Source organism: Desulfoluna spongiiphila (assembly GCF_900101345.1).
Classification (GTDB): Bacteria; Desulfobacterota; Desulfobacteria; order Desulfobacterales; family Desulfolunaceae; genus Desulfoluna; species Desulfoluna spongiiphila.
In genome coordinates, this window is the sequence record NZ_FMUX01000009.1 from 89,512 (window position 1) to 114,257 (window position 24,746).

The following is a 24,746-nucleotide window of genomic DNA, read 5'->3' on the forward strand; positions in this document are numbered from 1 at the left end:
GCCTTTTACGGCCCGGCGCGTGCCAGGGGCACGGGCAGGGGTGTTGTCGGTTATGCGGGCATCAGGTTGAAGACGTACCCGCCGATGACCGCCGTGGCGAAGATGACCACCACAATGGAAGCCACCAGTCGCTTGCGGAAGATGCTTGCCAGCATGCTCATCTCCGGGATGGCCATGCCGGCACCGCCGATGATCAGGGCGATGACGGCCCCCATGCTCATGCCTTTCTGGGAAAGGGCAAGGCCGATGGGGATGGCGGTCTCGGCACGGATGTACAGCGGGATTCCGATGACGGCTGCCACGGGGATGGCAAAGGGGTTCTCGGGCCCTGCCAGCCTGGCCACGAATTCCTGTGGAAGGTAGCCGTAAATGGCGGCCCCGATGCCCACACCCACGAGGAGGTAGACCAGCACCCCTCTAAAATCAGACCACGCCGAGAGAAACGAGGCCTTCAGCTTGCCCCCGAAGGTGGGGGGGACCTCCTGGCCGCCGGAGGCCATGCTGTTTTTCAGGCGAACATGCCGGACATGGGCCGCTCCGCCGGTTTTTTCCAGGATCACCCCGAACACAACGGATGCGGCAAAGGTGACGGTAAAGTAGATGATGCTGGCCTTAAGGCCCATCATGGCCGCCACCATGGCCAGGATAATTGGGTTGAGCAGGGGCGAGGCGATGACAAAGGACATCACCGGCCCGAAGGGCGCCCCGGCGTTGAGCATGCCCAGGGTCATGGGGATGGTGGAGCAGGCGCAAAAGGGGGTCAGGGAACCCACCATGGCTGCGATGACATTGCCCAGAACGCCGCGTCGTGAGAGCCACGACCGGAGTTTTTCATGGGGGATGTACATGAGGACCAGGGCCACGATGGTGCTGATCCCCAGGAAGAGAACCGTCAGTTCGGCGGTGATAAAGGCGAAATACCCGAGGGCCTTAGATAATGAGTTCATGGGAAATCCCTTCTTTTGATTGATGCTGTCAACTAATAGGTTGAAATTTTTGCCCGTCCTCGGGCAAGGCCTGTCTATCGTGTATAAAGAATAATCGATAGATCAGAACGAAAGCATGCCCAATTTTTCTGGGGCTGTTTTGTTGATATAGTCAACTATATGCATGTAGGTTGACGGTGTCAACTATTCTGATGTTTTTTTTTGAGGAGAAGGGGAGGGCGTGGTGACCGTGGCTGTGGGTGGGGGACTTGAGGGCATGCTCGGGGGGAGTGTCGGCCTTTTCATGCTGAACCCCCCGTTGTCAGGCCGTCGAAGTGGCTCTGAAAACGGGGGGTTCGAGAGTGTGGGCCGTTTTGCCGTGGAGGCGGCGCCGTCTTTTGCCCGCCTCACGGTTTGTTGATGCGTTTAATCCGCGATTCCCGTTTTCTGGATCTCCGTAAAGGAGTGGAAGGCCTGGGGGCGGCCCTTTTCAGCCTGGATACGATCGTACATGGCCTGGACGCTTTCCGGGACGTCGGGCATCTGGTCCGGGGACCGCTTGGTAAGCTTTGCAGCGCCTTCGGGGCAGGTGGTGGTACAGAGTCCGCAGCCCATGCATTTGTTCGGGTGGATGGAGGCCTTGCCGTCGATGATGCGGATGGCCTTGAACATGCAGCGGTCAAGGCAGGTGCCGCACCCGGTGCATGCGTCCAGGTCCGGGGTGTTGATGTAGGTGGCCTTGGTGAGCTGGTTGTGAAGGCCCAGGTGCACCACGGTGGCCATGATACCGCAGCTGCACTTGCAGCAGTTGCAGATATAGTCCAGGTCCCCTGCCGAGTTCTGGGTCTGGGTGACAAGGCCCTCACGGTCGGCCATATCCATGATGGCCAGGGCCTCTTCTTTGGTGATCTCTTCGGCACGAAGATCGTTTTCGATGAAGAAGTCCGCGCATCGGTTGAGGGAGAGGCAGGTTCGGACGGGGTGGTCGCAGCCCCGGCCCTCGGCCTTGGATTTCAGACGGCAGAGGCAGTCGGTGAGGGCGATGCGGTCCGCTTCCATGATTTTGGTCTTTACCACGTCGTGGGGGAGGATCTCCTGGACGGACTCGACGCTTTTTTCAACGGGCACGATTCGGAAAAGGGAGGTCTTGCCGCCGAATACCTCCAGGCCCATGGCCTCCATCATGTATTGGTTGTGCAGGTCGGTGTACTCTTTGTCCAGGCGGTTGATCTGGTACTCGTAGGTTCCCACGATATAGGGGGCCAAAACGTAGTGGCGTTCATCGTTCACGGTGGTGGTGATGAGAAGGCCCCGCTTTCCCATGCGGTCCAGCTTTGCTTTGCAGCTCCCGGGATCCATCCCCATTTTTTCGGCCATCTGATCTGCCCGCTGGGGGGCGGGGGTGAGGGCCAGGGTCAGTTCGGCCTCTTCGGGTTCGTACATCTTTTTTAAAAGGGCGATGTCCACGCCGCTTTCGGTGGGAGGAAATCCCATGGGGAGTTGGTTTAAGTGTTCCTGGAGCTTTCTGTACACGGAATCCGGCATGGGGTCTCCTCGCATATCAAGGTTTGTTTTGCAGCCGTCAAGGCGATGCCCGGCATCGTTTCTCTGAATTGTCCCTGGCCCGGGTATATTGCTGAAAAAACCACTTGTTTAACGTCATGGTCCGGTATTGCAATCGGTTGGCGTGCGACATTCAGATGGTTCATATGGAACATGCAACCCACGGCTTTCTGCTTGATTTTTTCACCTTCCGGGGGAGCCGGGCTATTACATCAGGGTGCTGGGTAATCTGGAAACGTAGCACTGTTTTAAAGGCTATCGGAAGTGGGGGGACTTTGTCAATATGGTTGATGTACGAACTAATTTTTTGGTGTGAATTGCAACCTGTGGCGGTGTTTTTCGTGTGAGATAGGCCTGCGGTGGGCTTTCGTTTTGATGTTTATTGTGTGTATACAAACTATTTAAATCCGCATGCTTGGGGGGCGGATTGCTGTTTTATGGCGTGTCGCAATGTTTAATTTTGGTTAAAAAATGTTTAACTATTCTGTGCAAAAGTATTAATGATAGAGCACATCATTTCATGAAAAGCTTTTGTAGGGAGGCGGTTCCGACTGTTGACGGAGTTCCCTTGTTGGTAAGTAAAGGCGGTGGGCGTTGGTGGTCGCCGTGCAGGTAAGTCAGTAAAAGGGAGGACGAACATGGCTGTGGAAAATAATGAACGGGAACGCAACGCACAGGTCAATGCGAAGAAATATCTGGATCTCTACGGATTTTCCGCACCCTCGGTGGTGGCCTTTTTTGTGGTATTTTGCATCCTGCTGGCAGTGACACCCATGCTGAAGGAGCACACTCTGGTGACCGGGCTTTTTACCGCGGTCATCGTTGTGATGAGCATTGTGCGGGTTGCGGCTGCCCGGCGGGTGGTGGCAGCCTATCAGGACAATCCCCTGTTCTGGAATCGGTTTCTCCTTGTCACAAGCCTTGTGTCCGGTCTTCTCTGGGGCGGTTTGAACGTGCTGGTCATCGGCTGGTACGGGGTGACCTCGGCCTATAGCGTGTATGCCATGGTGATGACCTGCGGCCTTGTGGGGGGGTGCGTCATCTCCCTTGCACCGGAGCTTAAACTCCTGATGGGGTACGTGGCCTGTCTGCTGGTGCCCACCATTTTCTGGGCTGCGTTGAACGCAGAGTGGGCCATCGGTGTTGTGTTTCTGGTTTACATACTCGGCATGATGGGGGTGGGCAAGAAGACCAACGCCTCCTACCGGTTGAACATGGAAAACTCCGTGCTGCTGGAGGAGCGGGCCGCCGATATCTCCATGCTGGTCCACGAGCTGAGGGAAAAAGCAGGGGAGCTGACCGGTACCTCGGAAGGACTCCGGGACATCTCCGAAGAGATGGTCGGGGCCTCGGAAGAGACCACCACCGAGATCGGCGGGGTGGAGTCGGATGCCTCGTCCATGCGTGAGAACACAGCGGCCATTTCGGCTGCCGTGGAGCAGGCCTCCCACAACATGGAGGTCACCTCCGCATCCATGGAAGAGATGTCCAGGGCCGTGACGGAAATTGCCGGGCAGTCCGCCCGGGCCATGGAGATCTCCTCCCAGGGCGTCAGCCGTTCAGAAGAGGCCTCAGGGGAGATCAAGCGCCTCGATGAAGCAGCCCGGGAGATCGGCAAGATCACCGAGGTGATCACCGAGATCTCAGAGCAGACCAACCTGCTGGCGCTCAACGCCACCATTGAGGCGGCCCGTGCCGGTGAAGCGGGCAAGGGGTTTGCCGTGGTGGCCAATGAGATCAAGGCCCTTGCCCACCAGACCGCCGAGGCAACCAGCGGTATCCGGGGCCAGGTCAAGGGGATCCAGGACGCCACCACCGATTCCACCCGGCAGATTGCGGCCATCTCCGAGGTCATCGGGGATATCAGCACCATCGTCAACGGCGTGGCCGCCGCCATCGAAGAGCAGTCGGCCTCCACCCGTGAGATCGATCTCAACGTGGGCGAGATGAGTGCCGGCATGACCGATATCACCGCCAAGGCAGCGGAGAGCAACCAGGCGAGTGAAACCATCCTGGTCCGCATCGAACGGGCCGCCACCCAGACCCGGGGCAACCTGGAGAACAGCCGCCGGGTCATGGACAGCGCCCGGGAGGTCCTTGACATGGCCGATGCCCTCAACCAGGCCGTTGGACGGCTCTCCGCGTAAAAACAAAGGACACCATGGAGCAGAACAGCGAGGAAAAAACACGTGAACGGATCCTGGCGTTCATGGATCTGGCAGGCAAGGACATCCTTGAAATCGGGTGCGGGGACGGCCGTCTGACCGAATGGCTGGCAAGGGAGACCACGGCCCTTACAGCCATTGACCCGGATGAGAAGAGGGTGGCGCTGGCCAGACGCAAGGTTCAGGGCGCGGAGGTTGCCGTGGGCTCCGGGGAGGCCCTTGGGTTCCAGGACGCCTCCTTTGACATCATCCTTTTCAGCCTCTCGCTTCACCACCAGGACAGCCGGCTGGCCCTCAAGGAGGCGTGGCGGGTGCTCCGGGACGGAGGCTCCTTGCTTGTGCTGGAGCCGTTGAACGATGGGGGCATGGGGCAGATCTTCACGCTGCTTCACAACGAAGACCGGGAAAAAGAGGCGGTGCGCCAGGCCATCAAAGAGAGTGACTGGGTGGTCCGTCGCTGCGAATCATTTGAAAGCAGGTGGGTGTTCGAGGGCCCGGATGAGCTCTTCGAGTGGGCCTTCGGGAATTACAGCATGCCCTTTGACGCGGCGCTGGCAAAGCAGATGGCGGAGCACCCCGATGTGGATCTTGACGCCCGGCCCCTATCCCTTACGGAGGTGCAGGAGCTGTTGCTGCTTCAAAAACCCGCGTAAGCCGTGGGGATATTGCTGTGCGAATTTAAAAAAAGCCCCTGTCATCGGTGACAGGGGCTTTTTTTTGTTATACCGGGGGAGATGGGGTTTCGCTCTCCCTTAGCCGCCCGCTTTGTAGAGGGTCTCCATCACGGCGTCCACATTGAATTTTGCGGGTTTCTGGCGTGGGGGATAGTCTTTCAGGGTGGCGATGAATTTGCCCACCACGTGCTGGGCAGGGGTCAGGAGGAACACATGCTCCACATACCAGCGGCCGTAGTTGTTTGAGTCCGTATCGGCCCGCTCATAGGGGTCGCTTCGGAGGTTGAAGATCTTGGGGGCGCGGAGCCAGATAAAGGGCTCCTGCCATACGTCTATTTTTTTCGCCCGCTGCTCGGCGAAGACAATCTTCCACTGGGCATAGCGAAGGCCCACAAGCTCGGCGTCGTCGTTGAAGTAAAAGAAATCCTTTCTGGGGCCCTCTTTTTCTTTGCCGGTGATGTGGGGCAGAAAGTTGAATCCGTCCAAGTGGACCTTGAACTTTTTACCCGCGGCTTTGTGCCCTTTGAGCAGTTTTTCCGTTATCTTGTCGTCGCCTACGGCTGCCATGAGGGTGGGGACCCAGTCCTGCATGGACATGATTTCGTTGGAGACGGTTGCCGCCGGAATTTTTCCGGGCCATCTCACCATGGCCGGAACCCTGTAGCCGCCCTCCCAGTTGGTGTTTTTCTCACCGCGGAAGGGGGAGATGCCGCCGTCAGGCCACTCGTTGTAGTGGGGCCCGTTGTCCGTTGTGTAGACAACGATGGTGTTCTCTTCCAGGCCCTGGGCTTTCAGGAAGTCCAGGAGCTCTCCCACCATTTTGTCGTGTTCCACCATGCCGTCGGCATAAATGCCCAGGCCCGTAACCCCTGCGCTCTCTTTTTTCAGGTGGGTGTAAAAGTGCATGCGGCTGGGGTTGAACCAGGCAAAGAAGGGCTTTTTGGCTTTCTTGGCCCGGCCGATGAAGTCTTTGGTGGCCGCGAGGAATTCTCCATCCACGGTTTCCATGCGCTTGCGGGTCAGGGGGCCGGTGTCTTCGATCTTGCCGTCTGCCGTGGATTTGATGACGCCCCTGGGGCCGAACTTCTTGCGGAATTCCGGATTCTTCGGGTAATCCTCATGCTCGGGCTCCTCTTCGGCGTTGAGGTGGTAAAGGTTGCCGAAGAACTCATCGAAGCCGTGGGCCGTGGGAAGGAATTCATCCTTGTCGCCCAGGTGGTTTTTCCCGAACTGACCGGTCATGTAGCCGTGGGGCTTTAAAAGTTCTGCCAGGGTGGGGTCCTCTGCGCGGAGCCCGAGGTCGGCACCGGGGAGTCCCACCTTGCTGAGCCCCGTACGCACGGGACTCTGCCCGGTGATGAAGGCGGATCGCCCGGCGGTACAGCTTTGCTCCGCATAATAGTCCGTGAACATCATCCCTTCGTGGGCAAGCCGGTCGAGGTTCGGGGTCATGAACCCCACAAGGCCCCTGCTGTAAGCGCTGACGTTGTGGACCCCCACATCGTCACTCATGATGACAAGGATATTCGGTTTGTCTGCAGCCGCAGCAGGACCCGCAGCTACGATCATCGCAATGGACGTGGCGATAATCGCGACCATCAATTTGCCTGTTCTCATAGTCTGCTCCTTAATTATGTTAGGACATGGGTACAACGGTTTTTGATACATGAATCGCTGGCGGTAAGGCGACATGTTGATGTGGCTGTTACGTATGAAGCGTTTGCTTGTAAGAAAAGGGACAGGCGGGTAAAGATGTAAAATAATATCTTTTTCAAATTGTTTTTTCAACGGTAAACACGTGTTTTGAGACGGGATGCGATATTTAACCCGGTAATTTCACGGGTTGGGTGCGCGTGCCTGCAAGGCAGCAGAGGGACCTTCTGCCTGATGACAGCGGGGATACAGTGAGGCTGTCACAGGCGGTAAGGCGTCGTGACCCCGGGGTTCAGCCCCGGCCTGCCTGGGGCCTTTCTTTCATGTGCCGGATGTAGCGCAACAGCTCGTAGCCGGTCTGGTTGTCCGGGTGTTTCTCGATCATGGCCCGGGCCACCAGGGCGGCGTCGTCATACCGTCCGTTTTTTATCAGGTGGTCCGCCAGGGCGAGGAGGTAATCCGCATGGTCCGGCTCGATGGACAGGGCCGTGAGCAGGGAGGCTTCGGCTTCCGCGTGTTTACCCAGGTGTTGCAGCAGCAGGCCCAGGTTGTAGTGGATGCGGGACCGTTCCGGCAGGCCCCGGGCCGCTTGTCTCAGATACACCGCCGCCTCCGCGTATTGCTTCTCTTCGGCAAGCAAAAGACCCAGGGAGTAGGCCATGTCGTAACGCTCCGGGTGGTCCTTCAAGATGCCTTGAAACAGCGCAACGGCCCCCTTGTTGTTGCCGGTTCGGTTGTAGAGCATGGCCAGGTTGTTCTTGGCCGGGTAAAACTGTGCGTCGATGCGGATGGCTTCCCGGTACTGGGCGATGGCCTGACCTGTGTCGCCCAGGGCATCGTACATGATCCCCAGATTGAATCGCCCCGATGCAAAATCCGAGGCATATTCCATGGCTTCGCGGTATTCGCGGATGGCCGAATGGAAGACGATTTTCTGGTTGTCGCTAAGCTGTTCCTTATACACCGGTGCCAGGCTCAGGGCCGCCTGGATGCGCACGGCTTTTACCGGATCATAGAGAAGGGGCGTGATGAGACGGGTGGTTTGTTCGTGGCCCGTGAGGTTCAGGGTGGCGATCCCTGTGTGCCGAATCAGGGCTTCGTTGTCCGAAAGGGACTCCTCCAGCACGTCGATGACTTTATCGTCCATAAACCGCTGCAGCAAAGAAAGGGCCGTTGCCCTGACCACCGGTGGCCCCAGCTGGTCCCGGGAGAGCCGGATCAGTTCGTCTTTTGCATCGGGATTGCCTGCACGCGCCATGGCAAAGACGGTTCCGTAGTGGGCCCTTTTTCTCAGGCCGTACCATGTTTTGGTCCAGTCGGCGGACCACTGCGTTGTTTTGTCTCCGTGGCAGCCTGAGGCGTTGCAGGCGTTGGGCGTCTGGAGCGCAAGGCTCAAATCGGGCCTGGGGATCCTGATGCTGTGGTCGGCACGCATGTCGATGCCCATGTACGGGGTTTCGGGCATGTGGCAGCTGGTGCAGTCGTCCCCTTTGCTGGGTTTTCCCTTGTCCGTGGCTTTGTGAAAGTGGTGGTCGGATGTGTCGTAGATATCTTTGCGGTGGCACTGGAGGCACAGGTCGTTGCCCTCGCTTTTTCGCTTCAGGCTGTGCACGTCGTGGCAATCGCTGCACTTGACGTCCCTCTGGTACATTTTGCTCTGGGTAAAGGAGCCGTAGACGTAGACCTCATCCAGGATCTGCCCGTCGGGATGGTACAACCCGTCGTTTAAGAGGGTGGGGATGATGCAGTCCATGATGTTGTCGTCCCGGTGATCGAAATCCGCAAAGGAGGCGCGCCGGGAGTGGCATCGGGCACAGATGGCGAGCTGTGCCTCGGGGGTGATATCCCGTGTGTCCACCATCAGGTGGTAGTTTTCTGTCTTTTCCCGGGCCATGTCGGGCTTTTCAGCCCAGGCCACATGGGCGGAACCCGGCCCGTGGCACGCCTCACAGCTTACATCGATTTCAGTCCAGGTCGTGTTGAAGGTATCGGTCTGGTGGTCGTAGCCCTTGCGCAGGTGGGTGGAGTGGCACTCCGCGCACATCCCGTTCCAGTTCTGGGCTGCCTTGGTCCAGTGAAGCCAGTCGTCGGAGTCGTCCGTGTGGTTGGGAAGGGCGTACCACTGTTTTTTATCCACGTCCCAGGCAATGGTAAGGCACTGGAACCGCCCCCCCGGGAAAGGAACCAGGTATTGCTGGAGGGGATAGACCCCGAAGGTATGGGTGACCTGGAAATCCCCGTTTTTGCCGTCCGGTCCCCGGGTGTTGACGAAAAAGGAGTCGTCGGTCCTGTAGAATCGGGTGGTGATGCCGTTTTGAGTAAACACGGCGTTATCAAAATCACCGAGTACCGTGGCGTCGGTGGCCACGTCCATGGCCTGGTCGTGGTCTGAGTTGAGCCATTTGTCATACTCGGGTTTGTGGCAGCTGATGCAGGCCTGCCTGCCCACAAAGGTGGGGGAGGCAGGGAGCGCCTGCGGATGTGTCCTGCGCAGGTACTCTGTCTTGAGAACGTACAGCGGGACACACACGACGATGACCAGCGTGGCGATGACACCGGCTGTGATCCAGCGCTGTCGCTCATGGCGGTTTTGTGTGAGGTCCGAGGGCATGGTTTTGTCTTCAGGCATAGGCGATCTGGGACGCGTCCAGGGTGTTGCGCCGGATGGTCCGGCTCGTGTTGACGGTGATTACGCCGTTTTCAATGGATACGGGGTGAATGTCCAGGGGCCGCGGCGCCGGAGGGCTGATGACATCCCCTGCCATATCAAAGGCCGAGGCATGGCAGGGGCAGATAAATTTTTTTTCCTCGTCGTCCCAGGGCACGGTGCATCCCAGGTGGGTGCACTTGCGGGAGATGGCAAGGACGCCGCCGTCCTCCAGCCGGGAGAGGTAGAACCGGCCCCGGACAAAGGCGGTGACGGATCCGATGGGGAAGTCCTCCAGTTTTCCTGCCTCAATCAATGTCTCCGGCAGGGCCGTCTGTGACGTTTTTTTGCCGGGCTTTAAGAACCCGGAGACGATCCAGAGGAATTCTCCGGCGGCGATAACTCCCAGAAAGGCCCAGATGGTTTTAAGGAAACTCCTTCGGGGCGGGGGCTCCTGATCGCCTGCGGTGTGGGTTGTGTGTGTGGTCATTGGTGTTTTTAATCTCCTGAGATCAGTGACCAAAATGGCTGGGCAAGCCCCATGCCCTCCCCCCTGAACCAGACACCGGTGAGGGTGAGAAGGGCAAATGAGACAACGGCCAGGGTAAAGAGCGCCAGGGTTGTTTCGGTATTCACGGAGGCCACGCGCGTTTTGATGAGCCGGTAAAAAACGGCGATGGCTGCGCACGCCATGCCCGTGGGCACAATGCCGTCGGTGACGATGGGGGGCAGGCCGGGGAACCACCCGGAAAAGCCCGGTGCATATTCGTTTATGACGATGGCTGCAGGCACGAAGAGCCCTGCGGTGATGGCGGCGATAATGCCCGCCCTTTTTCCCCTGGTCGACACAAACCAGATCCCGCTGGGGGGCTCATGGTCACCGGAGGGGTGATCGTAGCGAAAATAGGGCAGGATGAGGCAAAGCAGGAAAAGGGCTGCGGGGATGAAACACACGGCAAAGGAGGGGTGAACATGCAGGAGCAGCTCCTGGAACCCCATGAAGTACCAGGGGGCCTTGGCCGGGTTCGGGCTGAGGCCAGGGTTGGCCATCTCCCCCAGGGGGGCGTTGAATGCCACCGAGACGATGAGGAGCACGGCCAGGAGAATAAGGGCTGTCACCGCCTCCCGGACGGCAAGATTGGGGAGGGTGTCCACCATGGGCGGCTGCCCGGTCTGGCCGTGTGAGGGGGGGAGCACCACGCCTCCGGCTTTTCGTATGCGCCAGAAGTGGTACGCCATCAGGGTCACCATGGCACCGGGCAGCACCGTGGTGTGGAGGGTAAAAAAGATCATGAGGGTGTGGGAGCCGGTATCGTCGCTTCCCTGAAGGGTGGTCTGGATCCAGCCGCCCACAAGGGGGATGTACTCGGTCATGCCCGTGGAGATGGTGACGGCCCAGTAAGACAACTGGTCCCAGGGGAGCAGGTACCCGGTAAAATTGGAGAGGATGATCCCGGTAAAGAGGAACACGCCGATGACCCAGTTGAACTGCCTCACGGAGTGAAAGGCCCCGGTGTAGAAGACCCGCAGCAGGTGAAGGAAGGCTGCCAGGATAAGGAAATTGGCGCTCCAGTAATGGAGGTTCCGGACCAATTGCCCGAAAAGGACCTCGTTTTGCAACGTCAGGACGGACTGATAGGCTTTTTCCGGGAAGGGCTCGTAGACAAAGAGCAGCAGCATCCCGCTTGCGGCAAGGAGGAAGAACAGCACCGCGCACATGCCTCCCAGGCCCCAGGTGAGGGTAAACGTAAGGGACGCCAGGGGGACTTTTCTCGGATGAATATGCAGGATAAGGTTTTCATAGGCCGCCCAGGCCCTTTTCTTTTCGGTTCCCGGGCGCACGGGGGGATAGGAAATGGATCGTCGAAGTCGGGTGAAAACAGTTTTAGCCTCAGCCATCGCTTTTCCGGTGTCGGGGTTGACGTGTCGTGATGGGTCGCCGGTACCCGCGTACAGGGGCCGGGACAAGTCGAATGATGTCTCTGCGCGGGACTCGGCAGGCAGCAGGGGAGATGAGTAAAACGTGTGAGGTTGCTTATCGCACTTGAAATACTACAAGATTTTTTTAGAAAAGCAAGCCCAATAGTTCCTCGCTTGGTCTGTTTTGCCTCCGGCGGCCAAACTTTTGAAACGTTTGACAAACAGCTATTTAGCACGATGCCCTCACCATGACTTGAATAAAGCGCATTCGCAATTTGCTTTCGAGGTGGCTCACCTCGCCGCCGGAAGGCATGTTTTTTTCTGTGCGATCGTCAGGACGGATTCAACGACGGCAACCCGTTTTTTATGCGCCCCGGTTTTATTCTTTTCAACAGGTGCCGCCGGGATGTTGAGAGGGCCCGGAAGAAGGCCCCTGCGTCCCAGGGAGAGGGATCTTTTTCGGGTCCTTGGAAAAGCCGCGACTGCAGGCGGTCTGCCTCTTTGGAGAGAGCCGGGTTTTGGGTCTCTTTACTCAGCCAGGCCAGGGTGGCGGGGGAGGCGCCGGTATGGATGGTGTCCAGCCACTTCAGGAGGCCGGCGTAGGCTGCCATGGGGTCCTTGGCTTGGCAGGCGGTTTGTATCTGCTTGAAACAGGTCTTCTCCGGGTTTTTTCCGGCCTCTTTCCATGGGGCGATCAAGCAGCTGAACGACGCCCGGTACCTGACGCCAGCCCCAAGGCACAGTGCAAGGCCGGTGCCCAGGAAAAGGAGCCACGGCACGGCCCGACTGCGGGGCGAAAAGGACGAGGGGGAATCCGTCCCCGTCATGAGCTTCGGGTTGGCTTTGACCTTGAGGGTTACCGCAGGGAGGGTTTCAGTTTTGAGTTCCTCATTACTCAGGTCCCACCAGTGGATTACCACCTCGGGAAAGGTGACGGTTCCCTTGGCTTCGCACACATAGGTGATGGTTTCCGTCCTCTCCCCGGTAAAGTCCCCCCGGTCGGTTTTGTCGTTGACGAGGGGCTCCTTCGGGTAGATTCCCACGGCGCGTATGTCGGGAACCGGAAGGGGTGGGAAGGCCATGCCCGGGACGTCTTCGGCGCGCATGGTGATGCGGCGCGTAAAGGCATCCCCCACCTTGGCGTCTTCTATGGCCGGGTCCCATGTTTCGGTCACCTCAAGGGCTTCGGTGCAGATGAGGGCGTTTAACCCTTCGGCACCCGGGGGCATGGTGGCGTCGAGGGTCAGGGCTTCTGTTTTCAAGGTGACGTCTCGGGGAGGGGCTGCTCCGGGCCCTGTGGGAAAAAAGCGCACGTTAAACGGCTCGATGGTGCGTTTGCCGGGCCGCTGTGCAAAGAGGGCGAATTCATGCCCCTGGACGCTGTAGGTGATGCCGTCTATGGTTTCCGTGCTGTTGACACCGAAGGTTCCCAGCTTCATGGCGATGACTCCCGGTATCTCCGGCAGGTCAAACTCCGGCGACCCTGAAAACCGGGCGGTGGTCATGAGTTCGATGGCCAGGGTAACCCTTTGCCCCACCCGAACCGTGCCCTCCGGGGTAAAGGTGACCCGGATTTTTTCTGAAGGGGCTTCAGCACCGACACGGAGTGGCAGGAGAAGGGCCATCCCTAAGAGCAGCAGGCAAAAACGCCGGATGCGGAGTTTCGGTGGGATCACCAGGGGCGTGTTTGGCGTGGCAGCGGGCATGATGGTTTCTTTTCTTTGGGGGGTGGACATGGGGCGCCTCTTATGGAGCGCCGCACTCCTGTGCGGCTTTTTTCGTGAGCCGATGCGTTTGCCGCACCGGAGTGCGGCGCTCCAGACGCATTGGGATTCCTTTGCTGTCGGAGGTTTATGCCTCAGCCTGCGTTGACCAAAACGGGCATGGCTTTTCATCTGTTTTCTCTCGCGTGGCATCGTATTTGGAGCGCCGCACTCCTGTGCGGCTTTTTCCGTGAGCCGATGCGTTTGCCGCACTGGAGTGCGGCGCTCTAGGTGCTTTGGGATTCCTTTACCGTGGGAGGTTTTTACCTCAGCCTGCGTTGACCAAAACGGGCATGGCTTTTCATCTGTTTTCTTTCGCGTGGCATCATATTTGGAGCGCCGCACTCCTGTGCGGCTTTTTTCGTGAGCCGATGCGTTTGCCGCACTGGAGTGCGGCGCTCCAGACGCTTTGGGATTCCTTTACCGTCGGAGATTTTTACCTCAGCCTGCGTTGACCAAAACGGGCATGGCTTTTCATCTGTTTTCTTTCGCGTGGCATCATATTTGGAGCGCCGCACTCCTGTGCGGCTTTTTTCGTGAGCCGATGCGTTTGCCGCACTGGAGTGCGGCGCTCCAGACGCTTTGGGATTCCTTTACCGTCGGAGATTTTTACCTCAGCCTGCGTTGACCAAAACGGGCATGACTTTTCATTTGTTTTCTCTCGCGTGGCATCGTATTTGGAGCGCCGCACTCCTGTGCGGCTTTTTCCGTGGACCGATGCGTTTGCCGCACCGGAGTGCGGCGCTCCAAGTGCTTTGGGATTCCTTTGCCGTCGGAGGTTTATGCCTCAGCCTGCGATGACCACAACGGGCATGGCTTTTCATCTGTTTTCTCTCGCGTGGCATCATATTTGGAGCGCCGCACTCCTGTACGGCTTTTTTCGTGGACCGATGCGTTTGCCGCACCGGAGTGCGGCGCTCCAGACGCTTTGATTTTTAAGATCCTTCCACGCTGTTCTGATAGGAAAACTTGGCCCGCAAAAAGTCGGCGGGCCGCGTCTGAACCCGTCTGAGCCAGATGGCCCTCAGCTCTTTGTCCGACATCTGGGCGCTGCCTTCCACTGTCTCTTCCCGGCCTCCACCGGACTTTTCCACACGGTCGCTGAACACGATGTCGTCGGCGCCAAGCTGGTCGCCGCCGATGCCTCCCTGGTCCCCTTCGGGGGGAGCGAGGCTGTCCCGGCGGGCCATGGCGATGGCTTTGTTGGTTTTGGCCTTCTTCCAGTCGGGCCGGGCGAGCAGGGCCCCGTCGTAACTTGCGATGGCCGCGTCATATTTCCCGGCCATCAGCAGGGCGTTGCCCCGGTTGAACAGGCCTTCTTCGGAAGGAACCTGCCCGAAGGCCGCCGCCGCTTCCTTGAACTGGCCGTCGCGGAAATACGCCTCACCCCGGCCCATGGGCTCGCGGAACCGCTCGGCGGCTTGTTTGTACTCTCCCCGGGACATCAGCAGGCGGCCCTGCTGGTCGAGTGTTAGCCAGAGCCCGATAAAGGAGCCGCCGGTCCCGCGCAGGGCAAGGAGGGCCAGCAGCACCGTGACGGAGGAGACGACGAGCAAGGCTGTTTTTTTTGCTGTCATGGCATGGGCCCTTTTATGGTTAAAATGTAAGGAAGAAAGCCTCCGGCGGCAAGGTGTGCCACCTTGAAAGCAGGTTGCGAATGCGCTTTCCCCTTCGTTCCTCAGGGAAAATCACATTCGCCCTTGATTCAGATCAGACTGCCTTTTTTTTAAAACCTGTTTGGCAACCTTTTTAAAAGGTTGGCCCCCGGCAGGGCCGCCGGAGGCACATTGGGCCATGTTACCTCCACCTCACGCGCCAACCCGGCCTGAACCACATGAGGCTGAGCAGGGCAAGGAGGGGCACCAGCCAGTAGCCGCTGTCCTGCCACAACTCGCCTTCCTCGGCAGGGCCGGTGTCCACGGGGGTGCTCTCGATGCGTCGGTTCAGCGCGTTGATATCCCGGTCGTCCGGGCTGATGATGGTGAGGCTGCCGCCCACGGCGTCTGCCGCCTGTTTCATCATCTTCGAATCCAGGGGAGGGGCGGGGGGACTGTCCGGGGGAACGGGGACCCCTTTGTCTGCGGCAACGGCAAGGATATGCACCGGGAACCGGTGTTCGGCGCGATGGGCTTTCAAGGCCTTGAGCTGCCCCGGATTCACGGCGTCGGCAATGAGGAGGATGGAGCCGGGTTGTCCGTTTTTTTCAAGTTGCGCGGCGGCAAGGGCAAGGGCTGCGGCCGCCTGATCCCCCTCTTCGGGCATGATCTCCGGGGAGAGCTCACCGGAAAAGGTGGTGATGATGGCGGCATCCCGGGTCAGGGGCATGACCAGGTGGGCGCTTCCGGCGTAGGCCACCAGGGCTGTCCGCGATCCGGGCCTCAGGGCCAGAAGGTCCCCGATTTTGTGGGACGCCCGATCAAGCCTTGAGGGCTGGATGTCCTCGGCGGTCATGGAGGGGGTGACCTTGACGGCGATGACCAGGGCCGAGGTGTCTTCGGTGAAGGGGGAGGGTGCTTTTTTCCATGACGGTCCGGCCATGGCAAAGGTGGCAAGGAACCAGAAGGCAATGAGCAGCCCGGCGGGGCGTACTCGGTTTTTCGCGTCCTCGCCGGTCATCAGGTGGGTGAGGAGATGCGCGGCGATGACGCCTTCATAGGGGGATCTGGCATCCTGCCGCCTGAGGATCAGGAGTGCAAGGCCCAGCGCCGGGAAAAGGGCCAGGAGCCAGAAGGGCCTGAGGAAATGGAAGGTGTTCAGGATGTGTGTCATGTCCGTACCGTATGTTGGGGGTGGGGCTGCGGGCGCCGGGATCGGGCGGCACGGGATGCCAGTGCCGAAGCTGCGTGGTAGAGAAAGCTCACGATGAGCACTACTCCCAGGGGCCATTGGAAGAGGTCCAGCCGGGGGCGGTGGCTGATGGTCTCCAGATCGCGGGTGCTCATCTCATCCAGGCGCTTGTATACGGCAGAGAGCCCGTCCCGGTCATCGGCATGGAAAAACGTGCCCCCGGTGGTTGCGGCCACGGCCTTGAGGGTGGCCTCGTCGAGTTTTTCTTCCCCCGCCGCCCGGGGATCGCCCACGGCGACGGTGTGGATGGTTACCCCGTTGTCTTTGGCGATGCCTGCGGCTTTGTCCGGGGGAACCAGGCTGCCCGTGTCGTTGCCGTCGGTTAAGATGATGAGCACCCGCTCTTTCATGTCGCTGCGCTCAAACTGGGTGATGGCAAGGCCGATGGCGTCGCCCAGCATGGTTTGGGGCCCTGCCATGCGGACCTGGGCTTCGTCGAGAAGGACCCGGCAGGTTTCCAGGTCTTCGGTGAACGGGGCCTGGATAAAGGCCGCGGATCCGAAGAAGATCAGTCCCACCCGGTCCCCTTCGCGCTTTTCAAGGAACTCGTGGAGCACCTCCTTCACTGCGGTGAGGCGGTCCACCACGTTTCCCTCCCTGTTTTTGAAGTCGGTGGTCTCCATGGATCCCGAAAGATCCACGGCAAGGAGCAGGTCCCTTGAGGGAACGGTTTTGGTGACGGCCTCTTCCACCCACTGGGGCCGCGCCAGGGCAGCAACCAGGAAAGCCCACGCACAGAAGACCAGGGACTTGTGCAGCAGGGACTGCCCATGGACCACAGCCCCGGACGAGGGCGTGAGCCCGGTTTTTTTCACCAGTTCATCAAAAAACGGGATCCTGATTCCCCGCTCCCGCTGGCTGTACGCGGGCAAAAAGCGTTTCAGGAGAAAGGGCAGGGGGAGCAGGGCAAAGACGATGGGGTAGTGGAATTGGAGCATGGGGTTTCCTGTCCTTGGGTGGTTTGTTGCCTTCTCCGGCTAACCTTGGGTGAACCACAGAGGCCCAGAGAAAAAACGAAAAGCGTGTCGTCCATGGTTTGGGCTGAGCAAAGATGCCTCCGGCGGCCAGCTTTTTGAAAAAAGCTGGATCAAAAACTCTCCGGGTACATTCCCTTCAGCCCCGGCAGCTCAGCCAGAATGATGTCGGAGCAACATAGGGCATGTAGGGTGCACTCCGTGCACCAGAACGACGCCGTGTGATGACCGGATGCCTTCATGGACACGAGGACTTCGATTATCCGTTTATGGTGCCGGTGCACAGAGTGCATCCAGCCATAGCCGTCGTGCCGGGTAGGGCTCGTGCAAAAAATAAATATAGACGGCACGCATAAATGCCGCTGTGATTTAACCCGAGGAGCGAGGGTTAAAGCGCGGCGGCAACCAGCTTTCAAGGTGGCTCACCTTGCCGCTGGAGGCATCGCTTCCGCATTGTGCTTTTTTATCCAGGTTTCGACCAGGCGAACCAGGGCTTTTGCCTCGGCCGGGTCACGTGAGGCCAGGGATTCGTTTGGCTGGTACGGGATATCAACCAGAAGGCGTCCGGCACCCTCGGTAAAGTCCGACGTGGGGAGGCTTCGGTCCAGAAAGGCCAGCCAGTTGTCGCTGGTAAGGGAGGCCACGGCCTTTCTGCCGTAGGCCGCCAGGGCGGTTCGTTTTACCAGGGCCGGAAGGAGCGTAAGGTTCTCCCAGGCCGTGTTGTCGCCCCGCGTTATCAGGTCCAACTCGGCCAGGGCCTCCCGCCGGTACCTGTTTTTTCTCCACCGGAGGGTGGCGGTGACGCAGAGCCAGACCGCGGCTGCGGCAGTGACCCAGGCAACCACATACCACCCCGGGGCCGGAGGCCAGAGGGGCTGGGGCGCCATGGGGATGATGTCGTGGAGGTTCTCCAGGCTGGTGGGGTCTGTCATGAGTCAGTGTCCATGTTGGGTGTGGGGGGCTCGTGGGCCGATGCCGTCGGGCTTGGTATAACAGCTTAAAAAAGCCTCCGGCGGCCAAATTTTTAAAACGTTTGACAAACAGGTCTTTGGTCAGCCTTTCCAGGTTTCGCCGTAACAATTTCGATATTTTCACACCGGCGGATGTGATTTGACCCGAGGAACGAGGGGCAAAACGCATTCGCAATCTGCTTTCAAGGTGGCACACCTTGCCGCCGGAGGCTTCTTTTATGGAGCGCCGCACTCCAGTGCGGCTTTTTTCGTGTGGCGGTCAACGGTCCCCCAGGGCTTCGCGGATCTGTTCGGCCGCCCCCCTTGCGGTGTGGATGGGCAGCACCGGGACCCCGTATCGGGTCAATTCATCCGAGAGGAGGTGCAACCGCTCATTGAACACCTCGCGTACGCGGTTCCGTTTGGCCTCATCGCTGCTGTCCAGGGATGCCTGGCGCACGCCGTCGCTGATCACCAGGGTACCGGCGTTTACCGCTTCCTTTGCCGTCGGGTCATGGATCAGGCCGAGGATTATATCGTTGTGGCGGCCCATGAGCTTGATGTATCGGCAGGTGTCGTCGGTATACCCTGAAAAATCGCTGATGATGCAGATGAGGGTGTTGTTCCGGGCGAGGTGGGCCGTTTTCCGGAGGGCCCGGTCCAGTGCGCCGGGGTTCGGGACGATGCGGCCGTCCACCCTCAGGGCGTGGTTTTGTTCGACGATGCGGTTGAGGATCTCCATGACGGTTTTGGCGCTTCGGTGGGGCCGGATGTTCCAGGTGGTTTCATCGTTGAAGACCACCGCCCCCACCCTGTCCCCGGAGCTCAGGACCCGCCAGGCGGCAAGGGCCGCTGTTTCGGCGGCGGTGACCGATTTCATGTTGAGCTGTGTGCCGAAGAACATGCTGAGTCGCTGGTCCACCACAATCAGCACCGGGCGTTCCCGTTCCTCGGAATAGACACGGGTGTGGGGCTTTCGGGTGCGGGCCGTGACCTTCCAGTCGATGCTGCGGATGTCGTCTCCGGGGAGATAGCCCCGGATCTCTTCAAAATCGAGGCCGCGTCCCCTGAGGCGCGAGGCATGCCTGCCCGTGAGCAGGCTGTGTACCGGCTGCTTCGGTAAAAAGCTGAACCCCCGCGCTTTGTGCTTCAAGCGGATCAGGTCGCTCATGCGCACATAGACGCCGGGGTGTTCGTCGGGTCGGCTCATGGGGTTCCCCTTTTCACGCCACCGCCACGGTTTTTACGATCTCGGAGATCACCTCATCGGCGCTGATCCCGTCGGCGTTGGCTTCATAGCTGAGCATGATGCGGTGGCGAAGGACATCGTGGACCACGGCGCGGACATCATCGGGGGTGACGTGGTCGTTGCCCGCGAGCCAGGCGTGGGCGCGGGAGCACTTGTCCAGGCCGATGGAACCCCTGGGGCTGGCGCCGACCTGGATCCATTTTTTCAGCTCACCCTCGTACCGTTCCGGCTGGCGGGTGGCGGAGATGAGGTCCACGATGTAGGCTTCCACGGCCTCTGCGGTGTGGAGGGCGTCGATCTCCTTTCGGGCGTCGAAGATCACCTCCTGGGGGATGGTCTTTGTCTCGGCCTTATTCCCGTTGGAAGAGGCGGCCTCATCCCTCACCAGCCGGATAATCTCCGTTTCCGAGGTTTTATCAGGGTAGCTGATCATCACATGCATCAGGAACCGGTCCATCTGGGCTTCGGGAAGGGGGTAGGTCCCTTCCTGTTCGATGGGGTTCTGGGTGGCCATGACCATGAAGAGGTCGGGAAGCTTGTGGGTGGTTCCGGCCACCGTGACCTGGCGCTCTTCCATGGCTTCCAGGAGTGCTGCCTGGACCTTGGCCGGGGCCCGGTTGATTTCATCGGCCAGGATGATGTTGTTGAAGATGGGGCCAGCCTGGAACTGGAACTCTCCACGGCCCTCCGCGGTGTGGTAGACCTCGGTCCCCGTAACATCCGAGGGCAACAGGTCCGGCACGAACTGGATGCGGTTCATGCCCGCCTCCAGATTGGCGGCCAGGGCTTTGACGGCCCGGGTTTTGGCAAGGCCCGGCAAACCCTCCACGAGGAGATTGCCGTTTGCCAGGAGCCCTAATATAAGGCGCTCTACGATGGTCTCCTGGCCTATAATGGCCTGTGACATCAGGGATTTCAACTCAAGGATGGAGGCTCGGACGCTCATGACGTGATCCTTCCATGGCTGTGGGTGGTAATGTTCCGTATCTGTATGAGAAAAACTGTGGGCGATGGAGAGGCCACCGCTTCCTGAGGCATTGTCGGTCAGGCGCAATGGATGCGCTGATCTTGTTTTGAACGGGGATTCTGTGATGACTATCTGGGTATAGATTAAAGCAAGTACGGCTCTTTTTATATCATAGATATACCGGGTGTTCAATGCGATTTGAATGCCTTGTGGTGGGTAAGTACTCGTCTTGATAGATTAAATGGATGGGGCTGAGGCTTGTTTGTCTCTCCTTTAACATATACCGACAGCGTTGGGCCGCCACCCTGTTTTTTCAGGCTTTGTTTATCAAACGTTTCAAAAGGTTGGCATCCTGCAGGGTCGCAAGGCGTTGTGCCAACTGGATCGTGAATCTGTTATTGTCTGCGATTTTTGGTATACTCAAAACACGGCCCTGCCGAACCCGGATATTTCACGAGTCGAGTGCACCCATAATCCTTCCCCCGATTGCTGCGGGATTTTTTCTTACTGTTTTTGATGCGGAGCAGACGGGACGGAGACTCCCAGTGCTATAAACGTACACGAACTTTTTCCTGATTATCGAACATGGTCAAGCCTTTCAAGGTGGCTCATTTTGCTGAGTCTTTATGGATACCCCAAACGGAAGGGAGGCGGCATGAACGACACAATGGAAGAGTGGGTGAGGCAACTGGCGACCCATGTCAACACCGTGGAAGCCCTTGAGACATTTGTGCGAGTCTCTTCCGGGGAGAGAAAAGGGATTGAAGAGGCCGTCAAGAGGAACATGCGATGGGGCACGACGCCCTATTTTGCGTCCCTCATGGACCCTGAAGATCCGAACTGCCCCATTCGCCGCCAGGTGATCCCTTCCGTGCAGGAAAAGGTGAATCGATACGGGGTGGACAACTACCTGGAGTGGAAAGAAAACCGTCTGACCGATGACGTCCGTCCCGACTGCATCGCCCGCCAGTACCATGATCGCATTGCCTTTCTGGTCACGGATGTCTGCGCGATGTATTGCCGCCATTGCTTTCGTAAAGAGGTTGTGGTGGTGCGGGACCTGCAGCTGCGCTTTGATGTCGAGGAAGGGTTGCGGTGGATCCGTGAACATCCGGAAATCCGGGACGTTCTGGTGACCGGGGGCGATCCCTTTGTGCTCTCCGACGACAAGATCGCATACCTCATCGCCAGCTTGCGTGAGATTCCCCATGTGGAGATGATCCGGTTCGGCACGCGCACCCCCATCGTGCTTCCGCAACGCATCACGCCGGGGTTGAAGAGGGTGCTCTCCGGGTACCACCGGCTCCCCATCTGGATCAACACCCAGTGCAACCACCCCAAGGAGATCACCGAAGAAACCGCAAGGGCGGTCTATGATCTTATCAGTTGCGGGGTCAACGTCGGCAACCAGGCTGTGTTGCTGAAGGGCATAAACGATGACACGGACACCTTTCAGGCGCTTCACCAGAGGCTTATATCCGTTCGCATCAGGCCGTATTACCTGTTCTACTGCGAACCGGCACCGGGGAACGATCATTTCCGCACACCGGTGGAAAAAGGTGCCGAACTGATTCGCGACGCGATTCGGGGCCATACCTCGGGTCTGGCCCAGCCCATGTATGTCGTGGCCACGCGCATCGGAAAGATCATGCTGATGCCCGATTACAGCTATGTTGAGAAAAATGACAGGGAGTACACGCTCCGTAACTACAAAGGGGAGTTCACGACGCTTCCCAATATTGACGGGTAGGTCGTACATTCCTATTCAGCTCAAAATAGCCTCCGGCGGTCCTGCCGGGGGCTAAACTTTTGCCTGATTTTATAAAAACAGGTTTAGCAAACAGGTCTGAATAAAAACACCATGCATGAATTTTGTTTTAAAGGCGGCTATGATTTGGCCCAAGGGGATGCAACAGGAACGTTTTTGCGGAGCTTTTTTCAAAAAACGACCCGCCGGAGGCGCTTTTAATGAAGGACGAGCAACGAGATATTCTAGAAGAGATACTTGAGACCATGACCGACTCCGAGAACCCCGAGCAGTCCCTGGACCGCATCGTGGGGATGATTGCCGGGCGCTTTGCCACGGAGGTCTGCTCGGTGTATGCCTACAACCCTTACGGCAACAGCCTGCACCTGAAGGCCACGGTGGGGCTGAGCAGTGAGTCCGTGGGGATGATCGAGATGGATGTCAACGAAGGGCTCACCGGCATGGTCATCGAGACCATGGCCCCGGTCTTCATCGTGAACCCCTCGGCCCATCCCCGGTACAAGTACTACGAGGGAAGCGGCGAGGAGGTGTACAAGACGTACCTCGGTGTGCCCCTGATCTACCACCGGAAGGTTCTCGGAGCCCTTGTGGTGCAGACCCTGGCCGAAGAGGGGATCCAAAGGGACGACATCCCGGTGTTCCAGAACATCGCAGGTCAGCTCGCCGCCACCGTGGCCTATACCATCTTGTCCGAAGAGCGGAAGAGGGGGGAGGCCACCAGGCCTTCGCATCCCGGTGAGGCCGATGAGCCCGAAGAGGACGTCGCCCTTTCTCACCTTAGGGGGGAGCCGGTGTCGGATCGTGTGGGGTCAGGCCATGCCCACTTCACCTTTGAGACCATGGATTTCAATCAGGTCCATCGGATGAAGGTGGCCGATGCATCGGCTGAGGTCAACCGCCTGAACCAGGCCTTTGAGGCGGCCGAAGTCCAGATCCGTGACGTGGCCGGCCACGCCCGGGGGCTCTCCGATCAGGACAAGGCCATCATCGATGCCCACCTCATGTTCCTGGCGGACCCCTCCCTGAAAAAAAAGATCGTGGAGAAAATTGGCGGCAAGGTCAGCGCGGAATATGCCCTGAAGCAGGTGATCACTGCCTACGCGAAGATGTTCAAGTCCATGGACGACCCGTATTTGAGCGAGCGGTCCGCAGATATCCTGGATATCGGGCGGCGGGTGCTGGCAAACCTCGTGGGCATGGGCGGGGATGGGGGCCAGGCCTTTGCCAGGGACACCATCATCGTTGCCTCGGACATCTCACCGGTGGACCTGCTGGCCATTCGTCAGCCCCATCTAAAAGGCATTGTCCTTGCCAAGGGGGGACGTACCTCCCACACGGTGATCATGGCGCGGTCCCTGGAGATTCCCATCGTCATCGGGGTGGAGGGGCTCCTCGACCATGTGAGGGCAGGGGATTACCTCATTGTTGACGGGGTCTCCGGTTTTGTGTATGCCAATCCTTCTCCTGAGATCCGGGACGAATACACCCGACGGCAGGAGCAGGGGAGGCTGGCCCGCAAAAAACTCGAAGGCCTGCGCGGGCTTCCGGCCGAAACTGCCGACGGCGTTACCGTGGACCTGGGGGCCAACATCGGCCTGCTGTCGGACATGATGCTGGCCAGGCAGTACGGCGCGGACCTCATCGGGTTGTACCGCACGGAGTTCCCTTTCCTGCTGCGCACCTCCTTTCCCTCGGAAGAGGAGCAGGTGGCCCTGTACCGGCGGGTTATCGAAAAGTCCGAGGGGCGTTCGGTCACCATCCGCACCTTTGACGTGGGTGGGGACAAGTTTCTCTCCTACCTGGACTACCCCAAGGAGGACAATCCCTTTCTGGGCTGGCGATCCATCCGCCTCAGCCTGGATCTGGAAGATGTGTTCAGGGTGCAGATCCGGTCGATTCTGCGGGCCTCGGCCTTCGGCAACACCCGGATCCTTTTTCCCATGATCACCAGCGTGGACGAGATCCGGCGGGTGACGGCCCTGGTGGCCGAAGAGAAGGAGAACCTGGACCGTGCAGGCATCGCCTACGACCGGGAGATCAAGCTGGGCATCATGGTGGAGGTTCCGGCTGCGGTGCCCATCCTGGACCGGCTGCTCCGCTATGCGGATTATGTGAACATAGGCACCAACGACCTCATGCAGTACCTGCTGGCCGTGGATCGGAACAACAAAAAGGTGGCCGTTCACTTCAACGCCCTGCACCCGGCGGTGGTAGCCACCGTGGATCGCATCGTCACGGTTTGCAACCAGTTCGGGAAAAATCTCTGCATCTGCGGGGAGGCCGCGGCGGTGAAGGAGAGCATTTTTCTTTTTATCGGCATGGGAGCCCGGCAGATCAGCATGGTGCCCTCGGCCATTCCCGAAGCCAAGCGGTTCATCCGGTCCGTTCGGGCCGCGGACGCGGAAAAGGCCCTGGCGGACTGTCTCGGTATGGAAGACGCCGCAGAGATAAAGGCCTATCTGGATGGGTGCCTTCCGTGATAAAAGCGGGTTTGAGAAGAATGTTAAAACAAATGGTAACTATTCAGCTCAAAAAAACAGCCTCCGGCGGCAAGGTGTGCCACCTTGAAAGCTGGTTACGGATGCACTTTGTCCCTCGTACCTCGGGCCAAATCACATCCGTATTTGTGTCGGCAAAACGTAAAATATGCTCTTAAGACCTGTTTGTTAAACCTGTCGTT

General features: G+C 58.9%; 17 protein-coding genes. 4 read left to right on the forward strand and 13 right to left on the reverse strand.

Annotated features, from left to right (window positions below; genetic code table 11):
- Window positions 1-50 precede the first annotated feature (50 nt).
- Complete coding sequence (locus BLQ12_RS13240) at window positions 51-947, reverse strand: permease (RefSeq protein ID WP_092211140.1); 897 nt, start codon at window positions 945-947, stop codon at window positions 51-53.
- Window positions 948-1,352: 405 nt separating this feature from the next.
- On the reverse strand, window positions 1,353-2,471 hold the full coding sequence (locus tag BLQ12_RS13250) for a 4Fe-4S dicluster domain-containing protein (protein WP_175469755.1): 1,119 nt from the start codon (window positions 2,469-2,471) through the stop codon (window positions 1,353-1,355).
- A gap of 656 nt (window positions 2,472-3,127) precedes the next feature.
- Here BLQ12_RS13250 and BLQ12_RS13255 point away from each other — a divergent pair.
- Complete coding sequence (locus BLQ12_RS13255; RefSeq protein ID WP_092211143.1) at window positions 3,128-4,636, forward strand: methyl-accepting chemotaxis protein; 1,509 nt, start codon at window positions 3,128-3,130, stop codon at window positions 4,634-4,636.
- A gap of 14 nt (window positions 4,637-4,650) precedes the next feature.
- Window positions 4,651-5,307 (forward strand): class I SAM-dependent methyltransferase, encoded by a 657-nt coding sequence (locus tag BLQ12_RS13260; RefSeq protein ID WP_092211144.1) that lies wholly within the window; start codon window positions 4,651-4,653, stop codon window positions 5,305-5,307.
- Window positions 5,308-5,406: 99 nt separating this feature from the next.
- Here the strand turns inward: BLQ12_RS13260 and BLQ12_RS13265 are convergent, their stop codons facing one another.
- From BLQ12_RS13265 to BLQ12_RS13315, 11 genes are all read right to left on the reverse strand, one after another.
- The gene (locus BLQ12_RS13265) at window positions 5,407-6,945 is read right to left on the reverse strand and encodes an arylsulfatase (protein ID WP_092211145.1); all 1,539 of its coding nucleotides are present in this window, start codon (window positions 6,943-6,945) and stop codon (window positions 5,407-5,409) included.
- 328 nt (window positions 6,946-7,273) lie between these two features.
- Complete coding sequence (locus BLQ12_RS13270; RefSeq protein WP_217640310.1) at window positions 7,274-9,610, reverse strand: tetratricopeptide repeat protein; 2,337 nt, start codon at window positions 9,608-9,610, stop codon at window positions 7,274-7,276.
- The gene (locus tag BLQ12_RS13275) at window positions 9,603-10,118 is read right to left on the reverse strand and encodes a QcrA and Rieske domain-containing protein (RefSeq protein ID WP_092211146.1); all 516 of its coding nucleotides are present in this window, start codon (window positions 10,116-10,118) and stop codon (window positions 9,603-9,605) included. The genes BLQ12_RS13270 and BLQ12_RS13275 overlap by 8 nt, the downstream gene beginning before the upstream one ends.
- A gap of 8 nt (window positions 10,119-10,126) precedes the next feature.
- Window positions 10,127-11,527, reverse strand: a complete 1,401-nt coding sequence (locus BLQ12_RS13280; RefSeq protein ID WP_092211147.1) for a cytochrome b N-terminal domain-containing protein — start codon at window positions 11,525-11,527, stop codon at window positions 10,127-10,129.
- A 353-nt stretch (window positions 11,528-11,880) separates the two neighbouring features.
- Window positions 11,881-13,284: a BatD family protein gene (locus BLQ12_RS13285; protein WP_175469757.1), complete on the reverse strand. Its 1,404-nt coding sequence runs from the start codon at window positions 13,282-13,284 to the stop codon at window positions 11,881-11,883.
- A gap of 962 nt (window positions 13,285-14,246) precedes the next feature.
- The gene (locus BLQ12_RS13290; RefSeq protein ID WP_092211149.1) at window positions 14,247-14,888 is read right to left on the reverse strand and encodes a tetratricopeptide repeat protein; all 642 of its coding nucleotides are present in this window, start codon (window positions 14,886-14,888) and stop codon (window positions 14,247-14,249) included.
- 220 nt (window positions 14,889-15,108) lie between these two features.
- On the reverse strand, window positions 15,109-16,080 hold the full coding sequence (locus tag BLQ12_RS13295) for a VWA domain-containing protein (protein ID WP_175469758.1): 972 nt from the start codon (window positions 16,078-16,080) through the stop codon (window positions 15,109-15,111).
- Window positions 16,077-17,096 (reverse strand): VWA domain-containing protein, encoded by a 1,020-nt coding sequence (locus BLQ12_RS13300; protein WP_092211151.1) that lies wholly within the window; start codon window positions 17,094-17,096, stop codon window positions 16,077-16,079. The genes BLQ12_RS13295 and BLQ12_RS13300 overlap by 4 nt, the downstream gene beginning before the upstream one ends.
- Before the next feature lie 458 nt (window positions 17,097-17,554).
- Entirely contained in the window at window positions 17,555-18,064 is a 510-nt protein-coding gene (locus tag BLQ12_RS13305) for a DUF4381 domain-containing protein (RefSeq protein WP_092211152.1), read from the reverse strand.
- Between the two features lie 298 nt (window positions 18,065-18,362).
- The gene (locus tag BLQ12_RS13310) at window positions 18,363-19,292 is read right to left on the reverse strand and encodes a DUF58 domain-containing protein (protein WP_092211153.1); all 930 of its coding nucleotides are present in this window, start codon (window positions 19,290-19,292) and stop codon (window positions 18,363-18,365) included.
- Window positions 19,293-19,305: 13 nt separating this feature from the next.
- Window positions 19,306-20,277, reverse strand: coding sequence for an AAA family ATPase (locus tag BLQ12_RS13315; RefSeq protein WP_092211154.1), 972 nt, complete (start codon window positions 20,275-20,277; stop codon window positions 19,306-19,308).
- A gap of 676 nt (window positions 20,278-20,953) precedes the next feature.
- Here BLQ12_RS13315 and BLQ12_RS13320 point away from each other — a divergent pair.
- Both BLQ12_RS13320 and ptsP read left to right on the forward strand, forming a co-directional pair.
- Window positions 20,954-22,048 (forward strand): KamA family radical SAM protein, encoded by a 1,095-nt coding sequence (locus tag BLQ12_RS13320; RefSeq protein ID WP_254782053.1) that lies wholly within the window; start codon window positions 20,954-20,956, stop codon window positions 22,046-22,048.
- Window positions 22,049-22,266: 218 nt separating this feature from the next.
- Window positions 22,267-24,546: a phosphoenolpyruvate--protein phosphotransferase gene (ptsP, locus tag BLQ12_RS13325; protein WP_092211155.1), complete on the forward strand. Its 2,280-nt coding sequence runs from the start codon at window positions 22,267-22,269 to the stop codon at window positions 24,544-24,546.
- Window positions 24,547-24,746 lie beyond the last annotated feature (200 nt).